General features: G+C 72.1%; 16 protein-coding genes. 10 read left to right on the top strand and 6 right to left on the bottom strand.

The window, feature by feature from the left end:
- The first annotated feature begins 222 nt into the window (after positions 1–222).
- The 4 genes from ACFQO7_RS23000 (at position 223) to ACFQO7_RS22985 (ending at position 4,459) form a co-directional block, all read left to right on the top strand.
- Positions 223–1,392 (top strand): ThuA domain-containing protein, encoded by a 1,170-nt coding sequence (locus ACFQO7_RS23000; RefSeq protein ID WP_376808294.1) that lies wholly within the window; start codon positions 223–225, stop codon positions 1,390–1,392.
- A 183-nt stretch (positions 1,393–1,575) separates the two neighbouring features.
- Positions 1,576–1,893 carry an STAS domain-containing protein gene (locus tag ACFQO7_RS22995; protein ID WP_376808293.1) on the top strand — a complete coding sequence of 106 codons (318 nt, stop codon included), beginning with the start codon at positions 1,576–1,578 and terminating at the stop codon, positions 1,891–1,893.
- Positions 1,890–3,341, top strand: a complete 1,452-nt coding sequence (locus ACFQO7_RS22990) for a trehalose-6-phosphate synthase (RefSeq protein WP_376808292.1) — start codon at positions 1,890–1,892, stop codon at positions 3,339–3,341. Before ACFQO7_RS22995 ends, ACFQO7_RS22990 begins: the two co-directional genes overlap by 4 nt.
- Positions 3,342–3,424: 83 nt before the next feature.
- Positions 3,425–4,459 (top strand): ADP-ribosylglycohydrolase family protein, encoded by a 1,035-nt coding sequence (locus ACFQO7_RS22985; RefSeq protein ID WP_376808334.1) that lies wholly within the window; start codon positions 3,425–3,427, stop codon positions 4,457–4,459.
- Here the strand turns inward: ACFQO7_RS22985 and ACFQO7_RS22980 are convergent.
- Positions 4,425–4,883 carry a carboxymuconolactone decarboxylase family protein gene (locus ACFQO7_RS22980; protein WP_376808291.1) on the bottom strand — a complete coding sequence of 153 codons (459 nt, stop codon included), beginning with the start codon at positions 4,881–4,883 and terminating at the stop codon, positions 4,425–4,427. The two genes, ACFQO7_RS22985 and ACFQO7_RS22980, sit on opposite strands and share 35 nt — an antisense overlap.
- A gap of 143 nt (positions 4,884–5,026) precedes the next feature.
- On the opposite strand from ACFQO7_RS22980, the gene ACFQO7_RS22975 reads away from it, so the two are divergent.
- Entirely contained in the window at positions 5,027–5,902 is an 876-nt protein-coding gene (locus ACFQO7_RS22975) for a sigma-70 family RNA polymerase sigma factor (RefSeq protein ID WP_376808290.1), read from the top strand.
- 32 nt (positions 5,903–5,934) lie between these two features.
- Here ACFQO7_RS22975 and ACFQO7_RS22970 read toward each other — a convergent pair whose 3' ends face one another.
- The 4 genes from ACFQO7_RS22970 to ACFQO7_RS22955 all read right to left on the bottom strand — a co-directional run bounded on the left by ACFQO7_RS22970 (position 5,935) and on the right by ACFQO7_RS22955 (position 8,955).
- Complete coding sequence (locus ACFQO7_RS22970) at positions 5,935–7,158, bottom strand: RNA polymerase sigma factor (protein ID WP_376808289.1); 1,224 nt, start codon at positions 7,156–7,158, stop codon at positions 5,935–5,937.
- Positions 7,158–7,553 carry a YciI family protein gene (locus ACFQO7_RS22965; protein WP_376808288.1) on the bottom strand — a complete coding sequence of 132 codons (396 nt, stop codon included), beginning with the start codon at positions 7,551–7,553 and terminating at the stop codon, positions 7,158–7,160. The genes ACFQO7_RS22970 and ACFQO7_RS22965 overlap by 1 nt, the downstream gene beginning before the upstream one ends.
- A gap of 187 nt (positions 7,554–7,740) precedes the next feature.
- Positions 7,741–8,007 (bottom strand): DUF4235 domain-containing protein, encoded by a 267-nt coding sequence (locus ACFQO7_RS22960; RefSeq protein ID WP_360531574.1) that lies wholly within the window; start codon positions 8,005–8,007, stop codon positions 7,741–7,743.
- 18 nt (positions 8,008–8,025) lie between these two features.
- Positions 8,026–8,955, bottom strand: coding sequence for an NADP-dependent oxidoreductase (locus tag ACFQO7_RS22955; protein WP_376808287.1), 930 nt, complete (start codon positions 8,953–8,955; stop codon positions 8,026–8,028).
- Between the two features lie 395 nt (positions 8,956–9,350).
- Here ACFQO7_RS22955 and ACFQO7_RS22950 point away from each other — a divergent pair, with 395 nt between their 5' ends.
- On the top strand, positions 9,351–10,604 hold the full coding sequence (locus ACFQO7_RS22950) for a family 16 glycosylhydrolase (RefSeq protein ID WP_361048431.1): 1,254 nt from the start codon (positions 9,351–9,353) through the stop codon (positions 10,602–10,604).
- Positions 10,605–10,748: 144 nt separating this feature from the next.
- Here ACFQO7_RS22950 and ACFQO7_RS22945 read toward each other — a convergent pair whose 3' ends face one another.
- Positions 10,749–11,057, bottom strand: coding sequence for a hypothetical protein (locus tag ACFQO7_RS22945; RefSeq protein ID WP_376808286.1), 309 nt, complete (start codon positions 11,055–11,057; stop codon positions 10,749–10,751).
- Between the two features lie 651 nt (positions 11,058–11,708).
- Here ACFQO7_RS22945 and ACFQO7_RS22940 point away from each other — a divergent pair.
- Genes ACFQO7_RS22940 through ACFQO7_RS22925 form a run of 4 tightly spaced genes read left to right on the top strand, consistent with a single transcriptional unit; the run spans position 11,709 to position 13,875 of the window.
- Positions 11,709–12,170, top strand: a complete 462-nt coding sequence (locus ACFQO7_RS22940; protein ID WP_376808285.1) for a hypothetical protein — start codon at positions 11,709–11,711, stop codon at positions 12,168–12,170.
- A gap of 11 nt (positions 12,171–12,181) precedes the next feature.
- Positions 12,182–12,724, top strand: coding sequence for an NUDIX domain-containing protein (locus tag ACFQO7_RS22935; RefSeq protein ID WP_376808284.1), 543 nt, complete (start codon positions 12,182–12,184; stop codon positions 12,722–12,724).
- A gap of 9 nt (positions 12,725–12,733) precedes the next feature.
- Complete coding sequence (locus ACFQO7_RS22930; RefSeq protein WP_376808283.1) at positions 12,734–13,177, top strand: hypothetical protein; 444 nt, start codon at positions 12,734–12,736, stop codon at positions 13,175–13,177.
- Positions 13,174–13,875 carry a hypothetical protein gene (locus tag ACFQO7_RS22925; protein ID WP_376808282.1) on the top strand — a complete coding sequence of 234 codons (702 nt, stop codon included), beginning with the start codon at positions 13,174–13,176 and terminating at the stop codon, positions 13,873–13,875. The genes ACFQO7_RS22930 and ACFQO7_RS22925 overlap by 4 nt, the downstream gene beginning before the upstream one ends.
- Positions 13,876–14,045 lie beyond the last annotated feature (170 nt).

The raw sequence follows: 14,045 nt of genomic DNA, 5'->3' as shown, positions 1-14,045 counted from the left end.
AGATATCGGATCCGTGTTTCGGCGACCGGCTCCGGTTCGCGGGTGAGAACCCGCCGAACGCCGTCAGCAGGGGCGTGCCCGCGCCCCGAGGACGTGTCCTGTCCGGTCGCCGCACCCGCGTGGCCCTCGCCAGCGCGGACGGCCGTGCGGACCAGCACGCCTCGCGGCGTCCGCCGGTTCGAGCCCGCCCTCCGCGCTACCCTCATCGAAGGAGCGAGCCACATGCGAAAACGCGTACTGTCCCTGGTCGCCGGACTGGTCACGGTCCTGGCGACGACGCTGTTCGCCCCGGCCACCCCCGCGTCGGCCGCGCCGCTGACCAAGGTGCTGGTCTTCTCCAAGACGGCCGGCTTCCGCCACTCGTCCATCCCCAACGGCATCGCCGCCATCCAGGCGCTCGGCACGGCCAACGGCTTCACCGTCACCGCCACCGAGGACGCCGCCCAGTTCACCACCACCAACCTGGCCCAGTACCAGGCCGTCATCTGGCTGTCGACCACCGGCGACGTGCTCAACGCGACCCAGCAGACGGCGTTCCAGAGCTACATCGCCGCGGGCGGCGGCTACGTCGGCGTGCACGCCGCCGCCGACACCGAATACGACTGGGCCTGGTACGGCGGCCTGGTCGGGGCGTACTTCCACTCCCACCCCGCGATCCAGACCGCGCAGCTGCGGATCGAGTCGCCGGTCAACGCCTCGACGGCGCACCTGCCGGCCACCTGGACCCGCAGCGACGAGTGGTACAACTACCGCACCAACCCCCGTTCGGCCGTGCGCGTGCTGATGAACCTCAACGAGGGCAGCTACAGCGGCGGCAACATGGGCGACCACCCGATCACCTGGTGCCAGAACTACGGCGGCGGCCGGGCCTGGTACACCGGCCTCGGCCACACCGAGGCCAGCTACACCGAGAGCAACTTCACCCGCATGCTGCTCGGTGGCATCCAGATCGCGGCCGGCGCGGTCACCGCCGACTGCTCGCCGGCCACTCCCCCGCCCGCCGGGATCAGCCTGCGCGCCCGCGCCAACAACAAGTTCGTCACCGCCCCCAGCGGCGGGGCGGGCGCGCTGATCGCCAGCGCCACCGCGGTCGGCACCGCCGAGCGGTTCGAGCTGATCGACCGCGGCGGCGGCAACATCGCGCTGCGCGCCCTGGTCAACTCACGGTACGTGTGCGCGGACAACGCCGGCGCGAACCCGCTCATCGCCAACCGCACCGCGATCGGCGGCTGGGAGACCTTCGCGCTGATCCGCAACTCCAACGGTTCGGTGAGTTTGCGGGCCCAGGCGAACGGGAAGTACGTCGTCGCGGAGAACGCCGGAGCGGCGGCACTGATCGCCAACCGGACCTCGATCGGCCCGTGGGAACAGTTCGACCTGGTCAGCCCATAGTTCATGGGGGTCAGGCCGCCCGGTGAGACCGGGTGGCCTGACCCGGCTTGATCTTTGTCACACAACTGTCATGGTTCGCAGGGTTATCACCGTGCCCGGTGGGGAATGGCTGCACTCACCGGCAAGGAGGTACCCCAGGTGGAAGACATGGTCCCGGCGACTGCGGCACAGGCAGTGCCACTGGTGGAGGTGCAGGTAAAGGGCGATCTGGACGCGCAGGCCGCCCCCGAGGTGAACCGCCTCCTGGAGGAGGCCCTGGCGCTGCGTCCCGAGCAGATCGTGGTCGACCTGGCCGACTGCGACACGATCGACGCGGCGGGCATCCTGCTGCTGCTGGACGTGCACCGGCGGGCCGTACGCGACGGCAGCGTGGTCGCCCTGCGCTCGCCGTCCGAGCGGGCCCGGCGCGCGCTGCGGCTGGCCAGGCTCGACCGGATCATGCAGCTGCTGCCGTACGCGGTGGTCGAGGAGCTGGCTCCGGCCGGGCCGGTGGTCGCGTGACCGCGCGCTACGAACTGATCGTGGCCGGCGACCGGGTGCCCACCACCGATCCCGACGGCAGCAGCGACCACGTGGACGCCGCGCTGGCCGCGCTGCGCCCGTTCGTCGCCGCGCAGGGGGGCACCTGGGCGGCGGTGACCGACGGCGCGAACCCGTCCGACGCCGACGCGCTGCACGTCGATGCCGGGGCCGACGACGCGCGGCTGGGCGCGGGCCTGCTGCGCGCGCTGTACCACCATCAGCCGGCCGAGTTCCCGACCGGCTGGTTCGAGCCGTACGAGCAGGCCAACACCGCCATCGCCGACGCCGTCGCGGGGTCCGCGGGGCTCGGCGGCACGGTCTGGGTGCACGGGCACCAGCTCCAGCTGCTGCCACGGATGCTGCGCCGCCGGCGGCCCGATCTGGCCACCGCGGTGCACCTGCACAGCGCGTTCCCGCCCGCGGAGTCGTTCGCGCGGCTGCCCGAGCACCGCGAGCTGCTGGCCGGCCTGCTCGGCGCCGACGTCGTCGCGCTGCCGCACCGCCGCGCGGTGGACAACCTGCTCGACCTCGCCGGCCGGGTGCACGGCCTGCCCGTACGCGACAACCAGATCGCCGTCGGCAACCACCGGGTGCGCGTGCTGGCCTGCGCGCTGCCCGCCGACACCGGCGGCATGCGGCGGCTGGCGCGGCTGCCCCAGGTGCGCGAACGCGCCGCCGAGATCCGCGCCGCGCTGCGGGTGGGCGGGACGGTGCTGCTGTCGATCGCCGGCTGGAACCCGTCCGACGCCGTCGAGCAGCGGCTGCACGCGTTCGACCGGTTCCTGGCCGAGCACCGGCCGGAGCCCGCCACCGTCGCCCTGCTGCACGTCGCGCTCGGCGACCCGCACACGCCCGATGAGCAGGAGCAGCGCGAACGTGTCGACCGGCTGATCGCGAAGATCAACGGTACGCACGCCAACGTGGGCCAGGCCGTCGTGCACTACGTCCGTGACAACCCCGACCGGCGCGAGCTGGCCGCGTTGTACCTGGCCTGCGACGGGCTGCTGGCCACGCCGGTGCACCACGGCACGGTCAACCCGGCGCACGAGTTCGTCGCGGCCCGCGGCTCGCTCGGGGCGACCGTGGTGCTCAGCGAGCTGACCAGCGACGCCGCCGACGTGCCCGGCGCGATCGTGGTCAACCCGCACGACACGGCCGCCTACGCCGAGGCCGTCGCCACTGCCGTGGGCCTGTGCGGCCCCACGCCGCAGGCCGGTCCCGCGCCCACCGAGACGGGCCTGGACGGCTGGGCCCGGCACGTGCTCAGCGTGGTGCGCGCCCGCGCCTCGGCAGGCCTCGTCCCGCAGGTGGTCCGCCCGCGTCGGGCGCCTACCACGCCCGGGCACACCAGGCCCGCCGTCGCCGAACACCTGGGCGCCGTGCCGGGCACGCCAGGCCGCACCGCGTCGCGGCCGGGCCGCCCGTGAGCCCGACGCCGTGACAGCCCGCCGCCGGGCACAAGCCGGGCGGCGGGCCGCGACGGGAAGGAAGAAGATCCACCGTGACGACGATGCTCGACCCGTCGCAACTGCTGCGCCGCGCGCACGGCTCCATCCTCATGGCCGCCCGCGCCGACCTGCTGGCCGCGCCGCTGCACGACGCGGCGATGCCCGATCCGGCGCAGGTGGAGGCGGTGCTGCGCAACCGGCGCGCCCGACAGCCGCAGCCGAGCGCGGCCGCGACCCAGCTGCTGATCCTCGCCGAGCACCTGGGCCGCCACGCGGGGCGGGTGCACGACGACGCGCTCGCGCTGGAACTGGCCCGCGAATGGCCCGAGGACCGGCCCGAACTGGCCGACACCGGCACCGCCCGGGTGCTGTCCGCGGTGCGCCGCGGAATGCGCTGGTCGCAGGTCGCCCCGACGGTCCACGACGGACAGGGCAGTTTCGGCAGTGTCGCCGCGGTGCGGGCGGGCGCGGTCGGCCTGCTGCCCGACACCGGCATGGGCGCGGTCGCGGCGCTGGCCCGCCGCACGGCCGGGATCACGCACACCCATCCGCTGGCCCGCGACGCGGCAGCCGCGACCGCGACCGCGGTGGCCCTCGCGGCGCGCGGTCAGCCGCTGGCGCCCGCCGACAAGTACCACTTCCTCGACCTGGTCAGCGCGCAGCTGCGGACCAGCGAGTTCCGGGCGGCGCTCGGCGAGGTGCAGACCCTGGTCCGCCACCGCAGCGCGCCCGCCGACACGGCCGCGACGGTCGGTTCGGGACGTGCCGCGCTGCGCTGCGTGCCCGCCGCGCTGACGGCGTTCCTGCGCCACCCCGACGATCCGGTCGCCGCCATCCGGTACGCGATGATGATGGGCGGGCAGGCCCGGACCGTGGCGACGATCGTCGGCGCGGTCTGCGGGGCCCGCCACCCCGAGCACAGCCTGGCCGTGGCGGCCCGGCCCGACGTCACCCGCGGGCTGCGCATCCAGGCCGCCGCGGCGGCGCTGGCCCGGCTGGCCACCGGCGGCAGGTCCGCCGGGCTGCGGCGGGGCCGTCCCGAGGGCGGCCCCGCGGCGCAGCTCAGTCCCAGTTCTGGCCGGCGGGCTGGCGGGTGACCGCGTTGATCCGGTTGAAGAAGTTGGTCGTCGCGATCCACAGCACCAGCGAGGCCAGCTCGGCCTCGCCGAAGTGCTTGGCGGCCGCCTCCCAGACCTGGTCCGGCACCGCTTCGCCCTTGTCGGCCAGCCGCGTCGCGTGCTCGGCGAGGTCGAGTGCGGCGCGCTCGGCCTCGGTGAAGTAGTCGGTCTCGCGCCACGCCGCGACCGCGAACAGCCGCTCGTCGGTCTCCCCGGCCTTGCGCATGCCGCGCGCACCGGCGTCGACGCATGCGCTGCAGCCGTTGATCTGGCTGGCCCGCAGGTGCACCAGGTCCAGGGTGGACTTGGCCAGGCCGGCCGAGTGGGCCGCCTTGTAGAGCAGGTTGACGCCCTTCACGGCGTCCGGCAGCAGTGCGGCGGGGTTGGTCATCCGAGCCTGCATGACGTCCTCCAATAGGATCTTGTAGCCGGGCCTGTCACATCGGCCCGATCTCGTTCGTCATCGGTATGACGGGCCGCTTTTCGAAGATGTGACAGATGTGGCCTGGATCACGATTGATGGAGATTCGGGGAGATATGCACGACATGGACGAGCAGGACCGGCTGGCCGCACGCTTCGAGCAGGACCGGGCCCGGCTGCGTGCGGTGGCGCTGCGGATGCTCGGCTCCTCGGCCGAGGCCGACGACGCCGTGCAGGAGGCCTGGCTGCGACTCAGCCGCACCGACGTCGGCGAGGTCGGCAACCTCAGCGGCTGGCTGACGACCGTGGTCGGCCGGATCTGCCTGGACATGCTGCGCTCGCGCACCACCCGGCGCGAGGACCTGCTCGACGACACCGCCGACGCCGACCTGCCGCCGGTCGGCGCCACCGCCGGGCCCGACCCCGAGCAGGAGGCGGTGCTCGCCGACTCGGTCGGGCTCGCGCTGCTGGTCGTGCTCGACACGCTCACCCCCGCCGAGCGGCTGGCGTTCGTGCTGCACGACATGTTCGCCGTGCCGTTCGACGAGCTCGCCCCGGTCATCGGCAAGTCACCCGACGCCGCCCGGCAACTGGCCAGCCGCGCCCGGCGGCGGGTGCAGGGGCAGTCCCCCACCGGCGACGTCGACCAGGCCCGCCGCCGCGCGGTCGTCGAGGCGTTCCTGTCCGCCGCCCGCGAGGGCCGGTTCGAGGCGCTGGTCACCATGCTCGACCCGGACGTGGTGATGCGCGCCGACGCGACCGCGGTGTCGTACGGCTCGTCCGCCGAGAAGCGCGGCGCGGCGACCGTCGCCGGCTACTGGAACGGCCAGGCCGCCGAGGCGCGCACCGCGCTCATCGACGGCGTCGTCAACGCGGTCTGGGCCCCGAAGGGCAGGGTGCGCGTGGCGATGGCCTTCACCGTCGTCGACGGCCGCATCGCCGCCATCGACCTCACCGCCGACAAGGACCGGCTCGCCGACCTGGACGTGACCGTCCTCTGAGGCCGCAACCGCGCCCTGTCCGGCCGCGCCGGTCAGGGCGCGTCGCGCAGGCGGCCGATCTCGGTCAGCAGGTAGCGCAGCTCGGGGGCGCTGGACGTGCCGAACGCGGCGGCACGCAACTGCTCGATCGCGGCCGGGCGGTCGCCGGCCATCTCCAGCAGGTGGCCGCGCACGGCGGCCAGGCGGTGGTGGCCGGCCAGCGGCCCGTCGAGGGTGTCCAGCACCTTCAGGCCCGCCCGCGGACCGTCGACCATGGCCAGGGCGACGGCGCGGTTGAGGGTGACCATCGGGTTGGGCTGGATGCGCTCCAGCACGCCGTACAGCGCGAGGATCTGCGGCCAGTCGGTCTCCGCCGCGGCGGCGGCCTCGTCGTGCACCGCGGCTATCGCCGCCTGCAGCTGGTACGGCCCCACGGCGCGCTGCCGCAGCGCCGCGCCGACCAGGTCGACGCCCTCGGCGATCGCGGCCCGGTCCCAGCGGGCGCGGTCCTGCTCGGGCAGCGGGATCAGCTCCCCGTGCGGCCCGGTCCGCGCGTCGCGGCGGGCGTCGTTGAGCAGCATCAGCGCCAGCAGCCCGGTCACCTCGGGTTCGTTCGGGAGCAGCCGGTGCACCTCGCGGGCGAGCCGGATCGCCTCCTGGGACAGGTCGGTGCGCACCAGCTCGCCGCCGCCGCTGCTGGCGTACCCCTCACTGAAGATCAGGTAGAGCACGTGCAGCACGGCGTCGAGCCGGGGCCGCCAGTCCGCGCCCGACGGCAGCCGGAACGGCTCGCCGGAGGCGTGGATGCGATGCTTGGCGCGGCTGATCCGCTGGCCCATGGTGGCCTCCGGGACCAGGAACGCCGCAGCGATCTCGGCGGTGGTCAGGCCGCCGACCGCGCGCAGCGTCAGCGCGATCGCCGACGGCGGTGTCAGCGCCGGATGGGCGCACATGAACAGCAGCTGCAGGGTGTCGTCGTGGCCCGGGTCGGCCTCGTCGGCCGCGCTCGCCTGCACGGGCTCCCAGTCCTGCTCCTCACGGCGGCGGCGGGCGTCGTCGGCGCGCCACATGTTGATCAGCCGCCGGGAGGCGGTGGCCACCAGCCACGCCTCGGGGCTGTCCGGCAGCCCTGCCTCGGGCCAGTGCAGGTGCGCCGCGAGCAGCGCCTCCTGCACGGCGTCCTCGGCGGTGTCGAAGTCGCGGTACTTGCGGGCGACCACGGCGAGGACCCGCGGCGCGAGTCCGCGCAGCAGGTCCTCGATCGGCCGGTCGGCCATCAGGCGCCGGCCTGCGGCGGGCCGACGATCGGGCGCACCTCGATCGGGATGCCCAGCGGCTGCCCGTCCTTGCCGGGCGCGGACGACGCCTTGGCCGCGATCTCGTACGCCCGCTCGGGGCCCGCGCAGTCCACGATCCAGAAGCCGATCAGGAACTCCTTGGCCTCCGGGAACGGGCCGTCGGTGACCGCCGGCGCGCCCTTGCCGTCGTGGCGGACGATGCGGGCCTGGTCGGGGAAGGTCAGCCCCTCGTTGAAGAGCATCTCGCCGGCCACGCGCAGCTCGCGGTCGAAGTCGTGCTGGAACTCGAGGTGCCGCTTCACGTCCTGCTGCGACCAGTTCGCGATGCCCTCGGTGGCGTCCTGACCGGTGTGCATCATGATCATGTACTTCATCGCGTTACTCCTCCTGGCGATCCGTGGTGGCGGCGGCCGCCCTTCGGGCCTGTCCCGCCACCCTCTCACCGGGTAGACACCGCCGACCGCGCGCCTTCGACATCCGCGCCGAACATTTCTCAAGATTTTTCCGGACATGGTGAAGGGCTCCGCTCATCGAACGGAGCCCCTGGTCACGGCCGGCCGCTCAGTCCGGCCAGCTGCCGGTGAGCGCCTTGACGCCGTGTGCGCCGCCGCGGTCCACCGCGGCCTTGACCAGTCCGAAGACCGCACCCTGCAACGCCGCGGCGATCAGGATCTCGGCCCATCCCTTCGTCGGGTCGGTGGCGTGCGGCGCCTCACGATTGCCGGAGACGACCCGCCAGACCTGCTTGAACGCCACCCCGGCGACAGCACCGGCCACGGCGCCGCCCACCATCCCGATCGGCTTGTAGACCAGCTTCTGCGTGTTCATGGCAGGCGCATACCCGGTTCAGCCGACGTGTACCGCCAGCTTGCCGACGCTGCCGGCGGCGAAGTCGGCGAACGCCTGCGGCACCTCCTCCAGGTGGTAGATGCGCTGCACAGGCACCTCCACCCGGCCCGCGACCACCTCGGCGGCCAGGTGCTCCAGCCCGGCCGGGGCGAGGTCGGCGTTGACCGGCAGCGCGACCACGTCGCGTACGCCCATCTGGTCCGGGCCGATGCCGAGCAGCGAGGCGAACCGGCCGCCCGGCGCGATGAGGTCGGCCAGCGCGTACGGGTCGCCGGCCAGGTGCACGGCCGCCTTGACCCCGCCCGGGGCGATCGCGGCGACCTGGCCGATGACGTCGCCGGTGCGGTCGATGACGTAGTGCGCGCCGAGGCGGCGTAGCAGCCGGGTGCCTTCGCCGGGCTCGGCGGTGGCCAGCACTACCGCGCCGCGCGCGGCGGCCAGCTGCACCGCGACGCTGCCCACGCCGCCGGTCGCGCCCATGATCAGCACGGTCTCGCCGGGCGACGGCGCTATGGCGTCGACGACCGTGGCGGCGGCCGCCCCGGCCAGGCCGAGCGCCCCGGCGGTGGTCAGGTCCAGCCCGCCGGGCACCCGGGCGAGGCTCTCCGACGGCACCACGACGTACTCGCCGAAGCCGCCCGCGTGCAGCGGATAGTCCAGCACCACCCCGAAGACGGCGTCTCCCGCGGCGAACCCCTCGACCCCGTCGCCGAGCTGGTCGACGGTGCCGGCGAAGTCGCGGCCGAGCACCACCGGGAAACGGTGCTCCAGCAGCGTCGCCATGTATCCGCTGATCACGGCGATGTCGAACCCGTTGAGCGAGGAGGCGGCCACCTTGACCCGCACCTCGCCCGGCCCCGCCGACGGCGTCGGCACGTCGGCCAGTTTCGCCGCCGCACCCAGTTCCGCGCTGATGATCGCGCGCATATGTACTCCTCATCTGGTGTCCACGATGGAATACGCGCGACGTTAGGGCAGCGCACCGGGCGCTCGACACTGTCCGTAACGACGATGCAACACGCCCTCCGGCCGTACGGGCTGACTCGTCGGCGGTCACCGCACCTCCGCATGGACGTCACTTTCAGTGACCGCCGACGCCGATCAGATCGTGTTGCTCGCCGGAAGCGCCGACGACAGCAGGCGTACCACCTGATATCGCCGATCCACATCGGACCCGATTCGATCTCATAGAGAGCGCTCTCTTGACGGCGGCACGACTCCGTCCTAACGTGACGGTTGTCAATTTATTAACAGTGCTTACCAAAAGTGTTCTGCCCGGAACTCCTGGTAGCACGCCCGCACGTTCCCTGGGAGGTAGTCCCATGCGCAGAACGACCCGACTGCTGGCCCGCCTGACCGTGGCCGCACTCGCCGCCGCCGGCCTCACCGTGCCCGCCACCGTCATCACCGCCACCCCGGCCCTGGCCGTCGGCCCGCAGACCTGGTCCGACGAGTTCAACGCGGCCGCCGGCACGCCCGTCAACGGCAGCAAGTGGAAGTTCGACATCGGCGGCGGCGGCTGGGGCAACAACGAGCTGCAGTACTACACCAACAGCACCAGCAACGCCGTCCACGACGGCGCGGGCAACCTCGTCATCACCGCCCGCCGGGAGAACCCCGCCGGCTACGGCTGCTGGTACGGCAGCTGCCAGTACACCTCCGCCCGCCTGCTCACCGCCGACCGGTTCACCCAGACCTACGGCCGCTTCGAAGCCCGCATCAAGATCCCGCGCGGGCAGGGCATCTGGCCCGCGTTCTGGATGCTCGGCAGCGACATCGCCACCAACCCGTGGCCTAACAGCGGCGAGATCGACATCATGGAGAACATCGGCAAGGAGCCCGGCACCGTCCACGGCAGCCTGCACGGCCCCGGCTACTCCGGCTGCTGCTCGCTGACCGGTCAGTACACCCTGCCCGGCGGCGCGCGCCTCGCCGACGCCTTCCACACCTACGCCGTCGACTGGGCCCCCGACTCGGTGACCTGGTACATCGACGGCATCCAGTACTCCCGCAAGACCCGCGCCGACGCCGGCGCCAACCGCTGGGTCTTCGACCACCCGTTCTTCATGCTGCTGAACGTGGCCGTCGGCGGCAATTGGCCCGGCTCCCCCGACGGCAGCACCGTCTTCCCGCAGTCGATGGTCATCGACTACGTCCGGGTCTTCGCCCAGGACGGCACCACCCCGCCCACCGGCGGCACCCCGCTGATCGGCCAGAGCAGCAACCGCTGCATCGACATCCCGAACTCCAACACCGCCAACGCCACCCGGCTGCAGATCTGGGACTGCAACGGCACCGGCGCGCAGCGCTGGTCCTTCGAGTCCGACGGCAGCCTGCGGGCTCTGGGCAAGTGCATGGACGTCGCGGCCGGCTCCTCGGCCGACGGCGCGGCCATCCAGCTCTACGACTGCAACGGCACCGGCGCGCAGAAGTTCGTCCTCAGCGGAGCCGGCGACCTGGTCAACATTCAGGCCAACAAGTGCGTCGACGTCACCGCGAACGGCACCGCCAACGGCACCAAGCTCCAGCTCTACACCTGCAACGGCACCGGCGCCCAGAAGTGGCGCAAGGGCTGACGCCCCTCCTGGCTGGTGCGGTTTCGGGGAAAGTGCGGCCATCGAGCCCGACTTAGCGGCAGTCTCCCGAAACTGCCAGCCCCACCGAGTGCGAGACCGCCCCGTCTTCCGGATACGCCGAGTCCGGGGGGCGGGGCACTCCTGTCAGGTGGTGCAGGAGACGGTGACCTCGGCGAAGAAGACGTGGCCGAAGTAGGGGTGGTCGAAGACCTCCCAGATGCCGGGCTCGCCGACCGTGACGCAGGTGTTGAGCAGCTCGGCGCTGGCCGACGCCTCGGCGTCCCAGGTCGCGGACTGGATCGCCGAAGCGGCGGTCAGACCCCGGCCGCCGCCGGTGAACTCCTTCGCGGTGGCCGCAGTAGCAGGGGCTGCGGCTGCCAGCAGCAGTGCCGTCGCAGCCGTCGCCATACCGGCCGCCGTGGCAAGACGTCGCCTGATCCTGAAGCGGTGCACGTGGTTCTCCTTCCGGGCAGGAGGACAGGACAGAACATCGAAGTTGAGCATTCAACCGATGCCTCGACCAGCATCGCCACCACAGTGGCGACAGTCAATGTGCACCACGTACGAGGCCCGCGTTCAACTCCTGGCATGGCCTCGTCGCTCTTCTGTTGCCGCGCCGCGTCTCGGCCTAACGCTGTGGCCATGAGGCTTCCGCAGTCGTGTCGGCCACGCCGCCCCAACGATCACGGCAAACGTACGACAAGCTTGCGTGGATGGGCTGGTCGTCGTTGTCGCGCAGCACCGGCCTGCCGCAGTGCAGGCATGCAGCGACTCGTGGATAGGTGTGCGCGGCTTGCCCATGCCTTGGCGCCTTGCCGGACAGACCGTCCGTAGTCGCAGCCATGGTTCACCTTCCGATCCGTCTAGGAGATTGCTGGCCGGACGCAACACAATTCACGTCCGGCCAGGACCACCGCCGGACTCGTCACCAAGAGGGTGTCCGAGCTGCCGGGTGCGAGCGGGAGATCGGCTCCTGCAGTCGACCGAGCCCGACGAGCGTCGAGGCGCCGGTCCTCCGGATGACTCCGGGATCGCCGGCCACCGACGCCCATCTGACGATCCGTCCGCGCCTGGAGAAAAGGCCAGGGCTGCAGTGATGCAGAAGTGATGCAACGGCATTGCGACACCCACCTCGATGCAGCCGAGCGTCTGCTCGGCACACCCCAGCAGGCAGCTTCCGCCTGGGTCAGCGTTTTCGACGCGGGAGCCCTGGCCGTGGAGAAGGCACGCTGTTACCAGCAGCTGGGCCGACCGGTGCAGGTACGCGCCGAAACTGCCACCGCAATCGCCTCGCGGACGCCTGACCGGGTCCGTAGCCGGGCATTCGCCCAACTGACCGCCGTATCCGCCATGATTGACGAAGGCAGTCTTGATGAGGCCTGCTCGACGGCCAGCGAGGTCGTCGATACGACACGGCTGCTGGGCTCACGGCTCGCGCACAGGCAGTTGGAGGAGTTGCTCCCACGGTTCGCCCCGTACGCTGGCAATCGTGACGTCGCCGAATTCCTCGATCATTTGCGGGATCGGCTGTCCGACCGCTACAGAAAGCCCCGAGACGTCAACTGAAGGCCGCTGCCATGACCGGTGAGCAGCCGCTCTACGAGCGCGACCCTGAGGCCTGGCAGGCCCACCTGGCAGAGGGCAACCGCATCCAGCCACGCAAACGCGTCGGCGCTGACGTGATCTTCCGTGACCAGGCGGGCAACGTCCTCATCGTCGAGCCGCGATACAAGCCCGGTTGGGACCTTCCCGGCGGTATGGCCGAGGCCAACGAACCGCCGCTGGCCGCAGCGGCCCGAGAGGTCGCCGAAGAACTCGGGCTGATCTGGATCGGCGGCCGCCTGCTGGTCCTCGACTGGGTGGCACCGCATGGCCCGTGGGACGACAGCCTGATGTTCGTCTTCGACGGCGGCGTGCTCACAGCTGCGGAGCAGCAGGCCATCGAAACGGATGACGAAGAGTTGGCATCACACGCGTTCGTGGCAGCGGACCTGGCACAGGCTCGTGTCGGCCCCCGACTGGCGCGGCGACTCGCCGCGGCTCTGCGTGCAGTGGCAAGCGGCGAGACGGTGTACCTGCAGGACGGCGCGACCGCCGAAAGCGTCACCCCTTCTCGGTAACCTGACCCGGTGACCCGCGACGTCCTCCCCGGCGCGCAGACGACGCCGACCCAACGGTGCCCCCAGTGCTCAAGCATCGGGCTACCGGTCCTGATCGGACTGCCCGACGAGACGGCCATGGAAGCCGCCGCCGCAGGCGAGCTGGTCCTCGGCGGCTGCATGATGGGGCCCGACGGCTACGCCTGGGAGTGTCCTGCGGGCCACGAGTGGACAGGCGACGAGCAGACCTGGACGCGAGCCGTCGACCTCGCCTTGGCCGGGCGGCCCCGCTGCCACGACTGCGGTGGCCGGACGCGCCGCCTGGTCTACCCTCGCGCGCTGGCCCATCCCGGGGAGACCGAAGGACTCGCCGACGACATAGCCGCCGGTCTAGCCGAGATGTCTCCTGACGAAGGGCCGCCCGGCGTCTACTCCACCCGGATCTGCCACGACTGCCGAGCCCTCTTGGCATGACCTCGCCGAGACCGCGGCGTACGCCGAAGCCACTGCACGTGCTCGACGCACGGCGCGGGCTGACGCCGCGGGCGCGGGCCTACCTCGCCGCGTACGGGGTCCGGCGAGAGGTGTGGTCGCCCGAGCAGCACCGCAGGCACTGGCACCGCTATCACCGCCCTGCGGCCGCGATCGAGCACCTGGCCGCCTACCAGGGCCGGTGGGGCGGGCTGGAACTGCCGCCGACTCCCGAGTACGAAGGCGGCCCGCACGTCCTGGACGCCGACGAACCGACCGTGGAGGAAGGCAGGGGCGCCTGTTTCACGGCCGGTCGCCCACGGTTCACTTCTGCGTGCGGATTCATGGTCGACGGCGACGGCCGGTTCGGCATCGTGGCGGATGACACCTGGGTGCCGCTGCACGGCTCGATCGAAGGCTGGGTGGAGTCGCTCGCGCTGCGCCACTTCGCCGACAGCCTGCCCGCCGAGATGGCGCTCGCAACCGGGGCCAGGCTCGACGGGCTGGCGGAGCGGCTGCGGCTGCGTCCGCTGGCCGAGGTCGCCGGGGCCGCCGGGGCCGCCGACGGCTGGTGGCGCGGAGAGGACACCCTGCTCGCGGTCTACCGGGGCGAGGCCCGCCTATTCGATAACGTGCAGTACCAGACGGCGTACCTTTACACCGGCATCGACGGGCTCACCGAGCGCCTCCGCGCAGGTTAAGCGTCAGACCGGCCCTGACAGGCTTGCAGTGAACGCTGCAGGAACCGCTCCCGACAGGGCGGGTAGGGCGGTCGCCCGACCTATGTGCATTCATCAGAATCGCCTCCAGGCTTACGAGTAACACGTATGCGTGCCAGGTCACGAAGCGCATGACGGATTGAACTCGAACG

This window comes from Catellatospora aurea (assembly GCF_042663325.1).
Lineage (GTDB): Bacteria > Actinomycetota > Actinomycetes > Mycobacteriales > Micromonosporaceae > Catellatospora > Catellatospora aurea.
This window is presented reverse-complemented; position numbering and strand designations above follow the sequence as displayed.

Bases quoted from the DNA above. Each gene is read 5' to 3' on its own strand.
- ACFQO7_RS23000 (WP_376808294.1), top strand. From the start codon at position 223: ATGCGAAAACGCGTACTGTCCCTGGTCGCCGGACTGGTCACGGTCCTG.
- ACFQO7_RS22985 (WP_376808334.1), top strand. From the start codon at position 3,425: ATGCTCGACCCGTCGCAACTGCTGCGCCGCGCGCACGGCTCCATCCTC.
- ACFQO7_RS22980 (WP_376808291.1), bottom strand. From the start codon at position 4,883: ATGCAGGCTCGGATGACCAACCCCGCCGCACTGCTGCCGGACGCCGTG.
- ACFQO7_RS22975 (WP_376808290.1), top strand. From the start codon at position 5,027: ATGGACGAGCAGGACCGGCTGGCCGCACGCTTCGAGCAGGACCGGGCC.
- ACFQO7_RS22970 (WP_376808289.1), bottom strand. From the start codon at position 7,158: ATGGCCGACCGGCCGATCGAGGACCTGCTGCGCGGACTCGCGCCGCGG.
- ACFQO7_RS22965 (WP_376808288.1), bottom strand. From the start codon at position 7,553: ATGAAGTACATGATCATGATGCACACCGGTCAGGACGCCACCGAGGGC.
- ACFQO7_RS22960 (WP_360531574.1), bottom strand. From the start codon at position 8,007: ATGAACACGCAGAAGCTGGTCTACAAGCCGATCGGGATGGTGGGCGGC.
- ACFQO7_RS22955 (WP_376808287.1), bottom strand. From the start codon at position 8,955: ATGCGCGCGATCATCAGCGCGGAACTGGGTGCGGCGGCGAAACTGGCC.
- ACFQO7_RS22950 (WP_361048431.1), top strand. From the start codon at position 9,351: ATGCGCAGAACGACCCGACTGCTGGCCCGCCTGACCGTGGCCGCACTC.
- ACFQO7_RS22935 (WP_376808284.1), top strand. From the start codon at position 12,182: ATGACCGGTGAGCAGCCGCTCTACGAGCGCGACCCTGAGGCCTGGCAG.
- ACFQO7_RS22925 (WP_376808282.1), top strand. From the start codon at position 13,174: ATGACCTCGCCGAGACCGCGGCGTACGCCGAAGCCACTGCACGTGCTC.